8 protein-coding genes and 2 pseudogenes are annotated in these 11,978 nt (G+C 71.5%); 3 read left to right on the forward strand and 7 right to left on the reverse strand.

Annotated features, from left to right (window positions below):
* Positions 1-258: 258 nt before the first annotated feature.
* On the reverse strand, positions 259-948 hold the full coding sequence (locus CLT74_RS26830) for an SDR family NAD(P)-dependent oxidoreductase (RefSeq protein WP_099850032.1): 690 nt from the start codon (positions 946-948) through the stop codon (positions 259-261).
* Between the two features lie 149 nt (positions 949-1,097).
* On the opposite strand from CLT74_RS26830, the gene CLT74_RS26835 reads away from it, so the two are divergent.
* A complete protein-coding gene (locus CLT74_RS26835) occupies positions 1,098-1,910 on the forward strand; it encodes a DNA-formamidopyrimidine glycosylase family protein (RefSeq protein WP_099850034.1) in 813 nt (270 codons plus the stop codon).
* 69 nt (positions 1,911-1,979) lie between these two features.
* On the opposite strand, the gene CLT74_RS26840 is transcribed toward CLT74_RS26835, so the two are convergent.
* From CLT74_RS26840 to CLT74_RS26855, 4 genes and pseudogenes are all read right to left on the reverse strand, one after another.
* Entirely contained in the window at positions 1,980-2,942 is a 963-nt protein-coding gene (locus CLT74_RS26840; protein ID WP_486582585.1) for an aminoglycoside phosphotransferase family protein, read from the reverse strand.
* A 244-nt stretch (positions 2,943-3,186) separates the two neighbouring features.
* Positions 3,187-4,611, reverse strand: coding sequence for a WGR domain-containing protein (locus CLT74_RS26845; protein ID WP_099850036.1), 1,425 nt, complete (start codon positions 4,609-4,611; stop codon positions 3,187-3,189).
* 81 nt (positions 4,612-4,692) lie between these two features.
* A complete protein-coding gene (locus CLT74_RS26850) occupies positions 4,693-6,063 on the reverse strand; it encodes an FAD-dependent oxidoreductase (protein ID WP_099850038.1) in 1,371 nt (456 codons plus the stop codon).
* 15 nt (positions 6,064-6,078) lie between these two features.
* A pseudogene (locus tag CLT74_RS26855) lies at positions 6,079-7,226 on the reverse strand (carboxylate-amine ligase).
* Between the two features lie 209 nt (positions 7,227-7,435).
* Between CLT74_RS26855 and CLT74_RS26860 the strand changes: the two are divergent.
* Positions 7,436-8,860 (forward strand): carbohydrate-binding protein, encoded by a 1,425-nt coding sequence (locus CLT74_RS26860; protein ID WP_099850040.1) that lies wholly within the window; start codon positions 7,436-7,438, stop codon positions 8,858-8,860.
* Between the two features lie 156 nt (positions 8,861-9,016).
* A pseudogene (locus CLT74_RS26865) lies at positions 9,017-10,419 on the forward strand (chitinase).
* A 114-nt stretch (positions 10,420-10,533) separates the two neighbouring features.
* Here the strand turns inward: CLT74_RS26865 and CLT74_RS26870 are convergent.
* Positions 10,534-11,193 (reverse strand): DedA family protein, encoded by a 660-nt coding sequence (locus CLT74_RS26870; RefSeq protein ID WP_099850042.1) that lies wholly within the window; start codon positions 11,191-11,193, stop codon positions 10,534-10,536.
* A 76-nt stretch (positions 11,194-11,269) separates the two neighbouring features.
* Positions 11,270-11,860, reverse strand: coding sequence for a DUF1349 domain-containing protein (locus tag CLT74_RS26875; RefSeq protein WP_099850044.1), 591 nt, complete (start codon positions 11,858-11,860; stop codon positions 11,270-11,272).
* Positions 11,861-11,978 lie beyond the last annotated feature (118 nt).

Raw genomic sequence — 11,978 nt, forward strand, 5'->3', positions numbered from 1 at the left:
CTGATCGATGCGTGGACGGCGGCATCAGCCCCGTATCGCCAACCACGCCACAACACCCACCAGGTACCCACCCCCCACACCCCCGACACCCACCCCACCCCGCTCACCCCCACCCCTACCCCCGCTCTCCCCGCGATCTTGCAGTTGTGGTCGCGACAAATGCATGCCAACAGGGCATATGGACGACCACAACTGCAAGATCGCGGAGGTGAGGGGTGGGGAGAGCGGGGGGTAGGGGTGGGGTGGGTGGGGTGGGGTTTAGCGGGGGCGGGTTAGGGGGGCCAGGGCGGAGGTTAGGAGGGCCAGGCGGCGGGGGCGGGAGACCAGGACGGGTCGGTTGCGGACGCAGCGCACGAGGATCTCCACGGCCCGCTCGACCGGGATCATGAACGGCCGGGAGGAGCCCTTTGCCATCTTGGTGTCCACGAAACCGAACCGCACAGTGGTCACGTGCACGCCGTGCCGGCGCAGGGCCGCCGACAGGCCCATCAGGTACGACGACAGCCCGGCCTTCGAGCCGGCGTAACCGGGTGCCTCGCCGGAGACCAGCCGGTCGGCGAGGCTGGAGATCCCGATCAGGTGCCCGTCGCCGGCGGTCAGCATCCTCGGCACCACCACGGCAGTGGTGCGTACCGCGCCCATCAGGTTGACCTCGAAGGTGCGGGTCTGCGCGGCCAGGTCGGTCGGGTCGACGGGCTCCCCGATGCCGGCGGCGTAGACGCACAGGTCCAACCCGCCGAGTTCGTCGATCGCCTTGGCCAGCACGTCGGGATAGTCCGGCGCGGTGACGTCGACGGTGTGGTGGTTGTACGTCGGGACGATTATCGGGTTGTCCCGCCGGGACAGCCCGGTGACCAGCCAGCCGTCGGCGAGCAGTCTGCGGGTGAACGCCAGCCCGATCCCGTCGCTGTTGCCGACCACCACCGCACGGCGCATCCCAACCGTCATGACCCACTGCCCCCATCGAGTCGACGTGGTGCCCGCCGTGCCGGGGGCCCGACCGGCAATTGAACCAGACACCGGCAGCAATCCCCCTACCGTCGAGTAGCGGGCCTGCCCGATCGCTGCTCACCGGCCCGCTGGCTACGCTTGGCGCCGTGCCAGAGGGACACACGATTCATCGCCTGGCGGTCCGGCACGCCGAGCTGTTCGCCGGGGACAAGGTGCTCGCTGCCAGCCCTCAGGGCCGCTTCGCCGACGGTGCCGCCCGGATATCCGGGACGGTGCTCGATGGCACCGAGGCGTACGGCAAGCACCTGCTGCACCACCATGCCGGTGAGCTGACCCTGCACGTGCACCTCGGCCTCTACGGCAAGGTCACCGACGGCGACGGTGAGCCGCCGGAGCCGGTGGGACAGATCCGCCTACGACTGACCAGCGACCGGCACTGGCTCGACCTGCGTGGCCCGACCGCCTGTGAGCTGCTCACTCCGCCGGAGGTGGCGGCGCTGCGGGCCCGACTCGGTCCGGATCCCCTGCGCGTCGACGCCGACCCGGACCGGGCGTACGCCCGGATCTCGCGCAGTGCGACGCCGCTGGCGGCGCTGCTGCTGGACCAGGCGGTGGTGGCCGGCACCGGCTTGATCTTCGTAACCGAGGCGCTGTTCCGCGCCGGTCTGTCGCCGAGGCTGCCCGGCCGGGAGCTGACCCGGGCCGGTTGGCAGATGCTCTGGACCGATCTCGTCGAACTGATGACGCTCGCGGTCGCCACCGGGCGGATCGACACCGTCCGCGCCGCCCACCTGCCCGAGGCGATGGGCCGCCCGGCCCGCGTCGACAGGCACGGGGGAGAGGTCTACGTCTACCGTCGCCCCGGCCAGCCCTGCCACGTGTGCCAGACACCTGTCAACCGAGGCACCATCACCGCCCGCAACCTCTACTGGTGCCCCAGCTGCCAGTCGTTGGGCTGAGGTCGACCCCGCCAAGCGCGGTCGAGGCGAGGCGAAACGGTGCGCAGCCGCAGCCGCAGCCGTCTCGCCTCAGTCCAGGAGCCAGCGGACCACCTCGACGTGGTCGCTGAAGACCCGGTCGCCGTCGATGCTCCAGGCCATCGTCTGGCCGATCGTCCAGCCGCGTACCCGGTCGCGGTCCAGCCCCAGTTCGGCGCTGAGCCGGTGCAGGCGGCGACGGACGGCCGACCGGGAGTGGCCCAGCTCGGTGCCGCGCACCATCGGAACGACCGAGAACTCGCGTTCGCCGACAAGCGGCTTCGGATCGATCACCAGCCACGGCTCGCGTACGGCGCGCAGCACGTTGCCGGCGTGCAGGTCCTGGTTGACAAGCACCTGCTCACCTTGGCTGCCGACCAGCCCGGCCAGCAGGTCGAGTGCGGTGTCGACCAGCCGGCGCGGATACGGGCGTCCAGCCCGTTCCCACTTGACCGGTAGTCGGGCCGACCAGCCGGCCGCCGCCTCCGACAATGACATGAACGGCGCACCGGCCCGCCCGGCCGCCCCGCCAGGGGCCGCAGCGGCATCCGCCGCACCGGCCGGATCCATCGGGTCGTCCGGCCGCTCTGGCACGGTCGCCGAGGGCACCCAGAGGCGGGGAAGCAGCGCCACCACGGCGTCGAGTGCCTCGTCGAGCGGCAACACGTGCAGCGGTGTGCCCGGGTCACAGCGCTCCACCAGCAGCGCCCGCAGGTCGGGGTCGTGGTCGAGCAGCCTGATGGCGCCGTTGCCGTCCCAGCGGCGCAGCGCGATCGCCTCGTGCTCGCTCTCCGCGTCCGGGAACTGCAACTTGAGCACCGCCCGGGTGCCGTCCGGCAGGTCGGCCGGCAGCGCCAGCGAGGTGCAGGCGTACCCGAAGGGTGGCGCTACCCGCAGCGACCAGCGCCGGGTGCAGCGGGCCAGCCGGTCCGGCAACTCGGCCAACCATTCCGGGCCGCCCGGCATGCCGTGCAGCCAGGTCAACCCGTCGGGGATACGCAGCACGCCGGTCACCGGCTCATGGTGGCCGAGCCCCACCGGCCGCCACAACCCGGGCTGCCGACCACCAGACCGGCCGCCAAGAACTTGGCGCCGGACCACCAGACCGGCCGCCGTAACCTCGGCGCCGGACCACCGGGCCGGCCGCCGTAACCCGGGCGCCGGACCACAGACCGGCCGCCGTAACCCGGGCGCCCGCCGACCGGCCGCGACAGGTGCTCGGTCAGCGGCGCGATCGGGGGCGGGGGCGCGGTGGGGATCAGCGGAGCCGGCGGATGTCGCCGTAGGCGCGGTAGAAGCCGCCGCGGCCGGACTCGCGGACCTCGGTGACCAGGTATCGGGCACCCGGTTCGCGGATGCCCTTGGGGAACTGCACCGACCAGTTCCGGTGGTAGCCGGCGGAGAGCACGTGCACCCGCAGCCGACCGCCCTGATCGACACACTCGACGACCACCCCGTCACCGGCGTCGCCGACGATCTCGACCTGGGTGACCGCTGCCGGTTCGGGCAGCCGGGCCGGGGCCTTGACGTCGACCACGTCCGGCACGCTGCCCGCCTCCGCCGCCCGGATCGCCGGCTCGCTGGCATCGATGCAGGCCAGGTGACCACTTGTGGTCACCACGTAGAGGCGCTGGTCGTGGTACTGCATGGAGTACGCCGAGCCGCAGCCGGTGCCGAGCTTCCACAGCCGGGTGCCGTCGGCGGCGAAGCAGTAGATCGACGACTGGCTGTCCCCGGCGAAGACGTAGCGGCCGTCCTCGGCGGTGGCGCAGGAGAAGACCGGGGCGTCGGCCCGGTAGGTGCGCAGCGCCGAGCCGCCGTCCTTGCCGATCCGGACCACCTCGCGGGTGGCGGTGCCGGCGAACACGGCGTCGCGTTCCTGCCAGCCGAAGAGCACCGAGCCGGTGCGGGTGTGCCACAGCTCCCGACCGGTGCGCCAGTCGTAGCCGCTCACCCCCGTCGAGTCGCCGTGGTAGACGGCGTCGGTGTCGCACCGCACCATCCAGGCCGACCGGCCACGCCCGGCCCGCCGCCAGAGGAACTCGTCCTCGTGGTCGATGGCGGCGATCCCGCCGTCGGCGTCGGAGACGCCCAGCACCCCGTCGTGGATGTCGAGCCAGTAGATGTCGATGTCGGGCACGATCGCGTACGCCACCCGGGGGATCTTGCCGGAGAGGTCGTAGACGTTGCCGTCGTCGCAGCCGGCGTAGATCCAGGCGTTGTCGGCCACGATGCACTTGACCCCGTCGGGCAGGCGGACCTGGTCCAGCACCCGGGCGTCGTGGTCGAGAGTGGTGATCACACCTCGCTCATTGCCCACCATGCAGGTGCGCCCGTCGACGAAGATGCCGAAGGCCGGCGCGCCGGACTCGTACCGCCAGAGCACCGGTGCGGTGCGGGCGGTCGAACGGGTGCTGACGATCTGCCGCCGGGAGACGGCCCGCTTCTGGCGTACGCCGGGCACCGCCGGGGCGTACCCCTTGCGGACCTTCTCGCCGATCTTCTTCGCCGCGGCGGCCCGGGCCCGTGCGTTGTCGGGGAAGCCTGTGGTCTTCACCTGGCCCTGGTCGCCGATCCGCCCGAAGCGCACGGTCATCGTGGCGTCGTCGACCACCACCTCGTAGAACTTGTGCGCGGCACCGTCCACTTCGGACAGTTCGAGGTAGGTCGTCTCCTGCGACATGGGGGATTCCTCCGAGGGGTCGGCGTCGGCCCTGACCGGGCGCGGCACGCTCACGCTAACCGTCCCCACCGACAAGAACGCTCAGGAGGCGAGCGCGTCCACCGCCTTACGGGCGGCGACCAGCACCGGATCCCAGACCGGGGCGTACGGCGGGGCGTAGCCGAGGTCGAGCGCGGTCATGTCGTCCACAGTCATCTTGTTCCACAGCGCCACGGCCAGGGTGTCGATCCGCTTCGCCGCCTCGGACCAGCCGACGATCTGGGCGCCGAGCAGTCGCCCGCTCGGGCGCTCGGCGATCAGCTTCACCGTCATCTGGCGGGCACCCGGGTAGTAGCCGGCGCGGTTCGTCGACTCGGCGATCACGGAGACGAACTCGAATCCGGCCGCCGAGGCTTCGCCCTCCCGGAGCCCGGTGCGTCCCACCTCCAGGTCGCAGACCTTGGTGACGGCGGTGCCGATCACCCCCGCGAAGGTGGCGTAGCCGCCACCGATGTTGATCCCCGCGACCCGGCCCTGCTTGTTGGCGTGCGTGCCGAGTGGCACGTGCACAGGCATACCGCTGACCTTGTGCAGGGTCTCCACACAGTCCCCGGCGGCCCACACTCCGGGCACCCCGGAGACCCGCATCCGGCGGTCCACCCGGATCCCGCCGGTCGGCCCGAGCGGCAGGCCGGCGGCGGCGGCCAGCTCGGTGTTGGGACGTACCCCGAGACCGAGGACCACCAGGTCGGCGGGGATCGGCCCGTCGTCGGTGACCACCTCGCAGACCCGGCCGTCGCGCTCCGAGAGACCGGTGACCCGTACGCCGGTGCGGATGTCCACACCCAGCCCACGCATCGCCTCGGTGACCAGCCGGGCCATGTCGGGGTCGACAGTCGACATCGGCTGCTCGCCGCGCTCGACCAGGGTGACCGACAGACCACGGCGGACCAGCGCCTCGGCCATCTCGACGCCGATGTAGCCGCCGCCCACCACCACCGCCCGCTGCGGCTGCGGATCGGCGTCCAGCCACCGGCGCAGCGCCGAACCGTCGTCGAGGGTCTGCACCCCGAACACCCCGGCGGCGTCGGTGCGCGCCCAGTCCGGTTTCTTCGGCACCGCCCCGGCGGCGTACATCAGGGTGTCGAACGGCTCGCGGACCTCGCTGCCGCCGTCCAGGTCGCGGGCGACCACCTCGCGCCGGACCAGGTCGATCCCGACCACCTCGTGCCGGAGCCGTACGTCGATGGCGTAGTCCTCGCGGTGCGTCTTGGGCGACCGGGTCACCAGTTGCTCCCGGTCGGTCACCAGGCCGCTGATCCAGTACGGGATACCGCAGGCCGAGTACGAGGTGAAGTGTCCTCGTTCGAACGCCACGATCTCCAGGTCGTCCGGGCCCCGGCGGCGACGCGCCTGGGAGGCGGCCGACATGCCGGCGGCATCCCCGCCGATGACGATCAACCGTTCCGCCACGGCACCACCCCTTCGTCAGGCCGGGTCCTCGCCCCGGGTCTGTCGGGCCACGTCCATCACCACATCCTCCATCCGTCCGGTCCTGGCGTACACCGAACGCTGCCGCGCCGCGCCGCTGCCGTGCCGGCGCAGCCCCTCCAGCAGACCTGTCACCTCGGCGAGGTCGCCGTGTCGTTCCAGGGCCGGCCCGAGTCGCCCGACGAGCTGGTGCAGCAGGTCCCACGCCGGCCGTAGCTCGCCGCTGGACAGGTCGACCGCCTCCCCCTCCAGCCCGTCGTGGGCGGCCCGCCAGTGCGCGCCAACCAGCAGGTGATGGTCGGTCGGCAGCGGTGGCCGCCCCGCGGCGATGTCGTCGAGCGCGGTCGCCACCAGCCCCCGGACCAGCGCGGCGATCAGGATCGCGTCGTCGACGGTCGGGCAGACGTCGCCGATGCGCAGTTCCACCGTCGGGTACTTGGCCGACAGTCGGGCGTACCAGTAGAGCATTCCCTCGTCGAGCATCACGCCGCTGCCGATCAGCTGACGGATCAGTCGTTGGTAGTGCTCGTGGTTGACCAGGTAGGGCGTCGGCGCGACCGAGGGCCAGCGTTCCCACTCGATCGACCGCCAACTGGCGTACCCGGTGTCCTCCCCCGGGCGAACGGGGAGTTGGCGGTGACCGCGTGCAGGATCGGCAGCCACGGCCGTACGTGGTTGAGCACCTGCACGCCGGTGTCCGGGTCCGGCACTCCCACGTGGACGTGCATGCCGTTGTTGCCCGGCCCGGGCACCAGCAGCCGGTACCGGGCGAGCATCCGGTCGAAGCGGGGCTTGTCGACCACCGGGGGCACCGGCCCGTCGACCGGCCCGGTGCCGATCGCGAGCAGCCGCGCGCCGGCCCGCTCGGCGGCGTCGGCGAGTGCGGAGCGGAGCAGGCCGAGGGAGTGCCGGATCGAGGAGAGTTCCAGGCCGGGTGGGCTGCCGATCTCGATCTGACTGGTCTGGAACTCCCGCTCGATCTGACCGCGCAGCTCGGCGGGGATCTGCTCCAGCACCTCCTCGACAGCGGGCACCGCGACCCCGGTCTCCGGGTCGACGAGCAGGAACTCCTCCTCGACACCGACGGTGAGCAGGTCCGTTGCCTCGACCGTGGGACTCGGGGCCGTTGCCGCCTGCCTGACCATCACTACCACCGTCCACTCCTGCCCGGGTCGGTCCGTCCGCACCGGGTCGGCCGGCAATTACCCCCTGTGGTGGCATCGGGAAACTCCGGCCGGCGCGGCGGGTGGTGTCCGAGCGCCGGACCGGCCGAATCGATCGACATTGACAACTGCCTGAAGGGGACGTACAACTCGTGAGAGAGCGCTCTCCCGTCCCCTCAGAGAGGCACGTCATGACACCTGCTCCGGCGGCACCCGCCGCCCCGCCTGCGCGACGCCGGCTGCCGCTGGCGTTGGCCCTCCTCACCGCCGTCACCACAGTCCTGGCCGGGCTCAGCACCACCGCGGACGCCGCCGTACCGCCACCCCCGTCGGGCTGGAGCCTGGTGTGGAGCGACGACTTCACCGGCGCTGCCGGCACCCTCCCGTCCTCCGCCAACTGGATCATCGACACCGGCACCAGCTACCCGGGTGGACCACCCAACTGGGGCACCGGCGAGATCCAGACGTACACCAACAGCACCGCCAACGTCAGCCACGACGGCGCCGGCAACCTGCGGATCACCCCGCTGCGCGACGGTGCCGGCCGCTGGACCTCGGCCCGCATCGAGACCGTCCGCAGCAACTTCAAGGCCCCGGCCGGCGGCGTGCTGGCCATCGAGGGTCGGCTCCAGATGCCCAACGTCACGGGTGCCGCCGCGTCCGGCTACTGGCCGGCGTTCTGGGCGCTCGGGTCGCCGTACCGGGGCAACTACCAGAACTGGCCGGGCATCGGCGAGTTCGACGTGATGGAGAACGTCAACGGGCTCAACTCGGTCTGGGGAGTGCTGCACTGCGGCGTCGCCCCGGGCGGCCCGTGCGACGAGTTCAACGGCATCGGCGCCTCCCGGGCCTGCCCCGGTAGCACCTGCCAGTCGGCGTTCCACACCTACCGGTTCGAGTGGGACGCCTCGGTCAGTCCGCAGCAGTTGCGCTGGTACGTCGACGGGCAGCTCTACCACACGGTGAGCCAGACCCGGGTCGGTGAGCCGTACTGGTCGCAGATGACCAGCCACGCCGGCTACTTCCTGCTGCTGAACGTGGCGATGGGTGGTGCCTTCCCGAACGGGGTCGCGGGCAGCACGACGCCGACCTCGGCCACCGTGCCCGGCCGGCCGATGGTTGTGGACTACGTCGCCGTCTACAGCCGGGGTGGTGGCAGTACCCCGCCGCCCAGCACGCCGCCGCCGACCACCCCGCCGCCGAGCGGGACGCGGGACGCGTACGCGACCATCCAGGCCGAGTCCTTCAACGCCCAGAACGGCGTGATCGTCGAGGCGTGCGCCGAGGGCGGGCAGAACATCGGGGCGCTGCGCAACGGCGACTGGGTCCGTTACGACAACGTCGAGTTCGGCTCCGGCGGGCCACGCGACTTCGTGGCCCGGGTCGCCTCCGGCGCGGCGTCCGGCGTCAGCGGCCTGGTGGAGGTACGGGTGGACAGCCCGACAAGCGCGCCCATCGGCAGCTTCGCCATCGCCAACACCGGCGGCTGGCAGAGCTGGCGCTCGGTGCCGGGCAACGTCTCCGGTGTGACCGGACGACGCACCGTCTACCTCACCTTCACCAGCGGCCAGCCCAACGACTTCGTGAACGTCAACTGGTTCCACTTCCGCCGCTGAGGCCTCCGGCACGGCCCCCTGCGTCGCCGCTGGCGGGCAGGGGGCCGCGCCGGCTCGCCTGAGTGGTCTGGCCAGCCCTGGACAGAAACAGTTAACAGTCTTAATAATAGGCGCCAGGTTGACGTCCATGGATCTGCATCCCGAGCTGGAGGGCACATGAGAAGGTCCAGAACGTTCGTGCTGTCGGTGATCGGCGCGCTGGCCGCCGCGATCGGTGCGGTCGGGCTCGCGCCGGCCGCTTATGCCGCCGGAGTCACCGCGAGCTTCGTCAAGACGTCCGACTGGGGCTCCGGCTGGGAGGGGAAGTACACGATCAGCAACGGTGGCAGCACCACTGTCAACGGCTGGAGTCTCGCCTTCGACCTGCCCGCGGGCACCACTGTCGGCACCTACTGGGACGCGCTGCTGACCTCGAGCGGCCAGCGGTACACCTTCACCAACCGCTCCTGGAACGGTGCCATCGCGCCGGGTGCCTCGGTCTCCTTCGGCTTCCTCGGCAGCGGTTCCGGCGTACCGGCGAACTGCCGGCTCAACGGTGCGACCTGCGCGGGCGGCACCACGCCCACCACGCCGCCGCCCACCACGCCGCCGCCGACGACTCCGCCACCAACGACTCCGCCGCCGACGACTCCGCCACCCACCACCCCGCCGCCGACCACCGGGCTGCCGAAGCACATCCTGACCGGCTACTGGCACAACTTCGACAATCCCGCTGTTGAGCTGCGGCTGCGTGACGTGCCCACCGAGTACGACCTGGTCGCGGTCGCCTTCGCCGACGCGACCGGCGCCCCCGGCGCGGTCGGCTTCGCCATCGACCCCGGCCTGTCCGCCTCGCTGGGCGGTTACACCGACGCCGACTTCTCGGCCGACGTGCGGACCCTCCAGAGTCGCGGCAAGAAGGTGATCATCTCGGTGGGTGGCGAGACCGGTCGTGTCGTGGTCGACAGCTCGGCGTCCGCGGTGGCCTTCGCCGACAGCGTGTACGCCCTGATCCAGCGCTACGGCTTCGACGGGGTCGACATCGACCTGGAGAACGGGTTGAACCCGACCTACATGGCCCAGGCCCTGCGGTCACTGCGGGCCAAGGTGGGCAGTGGGCTGATCATCGCGATGGCGCCGCAGACCATCGACATGCAGAACCCGGCGGGCAGCTACTTCAAGCTGGCGTTGGACATCAAGGACATCCTGACCGTGGTGAACACCCAGTTCTACAACTCCGGTGCGATGCTCGGCTGCGACAACAACTCCGCGTACGCCCAGGGGACCGTCAACTTCATCGTCGCGCTGGCCTGCATCCAGTTGGAGGCGGGGCTGCGCCCCGACCAGGTCGGGCTCGGCCTGCCGGCCGGTCCGGGGGCGGCCGGCGGCGGCATAGTCCCGCCCAGCGTGGTAAACGCCGCGCTCGACTGTCTGACCCGGGCCACCAACTGCGGCAGCTTCCGCCCCCACGCACCTACCCCGCCCTGCGTGGCGCGATGACCTGGTCCATCAACTGGGACATCACGAACAACAACACCTTCGCCCGCACCGTAGCCCCCCACCTCCGCACCCTCCCCTGATCCCCACACCCCGTCCTCCGCGACACACCAGTCCTCCGCGATCTTGCACTTTCGGTCGGCGTTCTGACCTTTTGCGGACGAATTATCCCGACCAGAAGTGCAAGATCGCGGGGGTCAGGGGCGGGGGGAGGGGGTGCGGGTGTGGCGGCGGCGGATCTTTTTGATCACCCAGGTGGCGAGCATGAGGATGAGCAGGGCGAGGATCCCGTAGTCGAACCAGGAGCTGTAGCGGTCGATCTGCTGCCAGCGGGAGCCCAGGGCGTAGCCGAGGCCGATGAAGAGCCCGTTCCAGATGCCGCTGCCCAGCGTGGTGAGCGTGACGAACTCGACGAGCGGCATCCGGTTCGCCCCGGCCGGCACCGACACCAGACTGCGTACGACAGGTGCCATCCGGCCGAAGAACACCGCCCAGCGGCCGTACCGCTCGAACCACCTGTCGGCCTTCTCCAGGTCGTCCAGATCGACGAGGGGCAACCGGTCGAGCCACCGTTTGAGGCGGTCCTCGCCGAGCGCGGCACCCAGCCAGTACAGGACCAACGCGCCGAGCACCGAGCCGACGGTGGCCGCGACGGTCACCACCACCACGTTGAACCGGCCCTCGCCGGCCAGGTACCCGGCCATCGCCAGGACGATCTCGCTGGGAATCGGCGGGATGATGCTCTCCAGGGCGACGAGCAGGGCCACCCCAACCGCCCCGCCCGCCTCGATCACCCCGGCGATCCAGCCGGTCAACCCGCCGACCTGCGCGGGGTCGACGTCCTGGGCGAGCGCCATGATGATGCCTTTCGCGGGACCGGCGTAAAGCGGGCTATTACCCGCCGGAACCGCGAGGCACACCAGGCCGGACGGCTCAGTCCGGTGGGTGCAGCGCCTCGTCGGCCGGGCCCTGGCGCCATCCGGTGAACCGTACGACCAGCCCGCCCCGGCTGGGCGAGCAGCAGTACGGTCCGGCTGTCGCCACCACGTCGGGAGCCAACGGGACGAGCCGGACCAGCCGCCACGGCTCACCGACGACCCGGGCGCGCACGGTCAACGCGTCACCGGCACGGCTGACCCGTACGCCCACCTCCCGGCCCGCCCAGTCGGGGACCGGCGCCACCGACCAGTCGGAGACATCGCGGGTCACCACCGCACCCACCTGGGGCTGGCCGTCGCTGACCTCCACGCCGGCTTTCACCCAGTTCCGGTCGTCCACCCGGACCAGCACACCGGCCTGGTCGAACTGCCCGGTCCAGTCCAGCCGAAAGTCGACCTCCACGGCGGTGCCGGTCGGGAACGGCGCGAGCAGCGCCGGGGCGTCGTCGTGCACGAAGCCGTAACTGGTGTGTCGCCACAGGTCGCTGCCGTGGCCCGGCTCGACGCTCAGCGAGCCGTCCGGTTCCTCGGCCACCCGGACCGGCCGGCGGTGCCACTCGCCACCGGACCACTCGATGCTCCGCATGCCGGCACCATACCCAGGGCCCGCGTCAGCTCCCCGGCCGGCCGCGTTCCCGTTGGCTCCCGTCGGGGTCCGGACCGCGCTGCGGGTTTGCCGAGGTTGCAGCCGGGAGAAGGTTCGG

It is taken from the genome of Verrucosispora sp. CNZ293 (genome assembly GCF_002754655.1).

Bases quoted from the DNA above. Each gene is read 5' to 3' on its own strand.
- CLT74_RS26875 (WP_099850044.1), bottom strand. From the start codon at position 11,860: ATGCGGAGCATCGAGTGGTCCGGTGGCGAGTGGCACCGCCGGCCGGTC.
- CLT74_RS26830 (WP_099850032.1), bottom strand. From the start codon at position 948: ATGACGGTTGGGATGCGCCGTGCGGTGGTGGTCGGCAACAGCGACGGG.
- CLT74_RS26870 (WP_099850042.1), bottom strand. From the start codon at position 11,193: ATGGCGCTCGCCCAGGACGTCGACCCCGCGCAGGTCGGCGGGTTGACC.
- CLT74_RS26860 (WP_099850040.1), top strand. From the start codon at position 7,436: ATGACACCTGCTCCGGCGGCACCCGCCGCCCCGCCTGCGCGACGCCGG.
- CLT74_RS26845 (WP_099850036.1), bottom strand. From the start codon at position 4,611: ATGTCGCAGGAGACGACCTACCTCGAACTGTCCGAAGTGGACGGTGCC.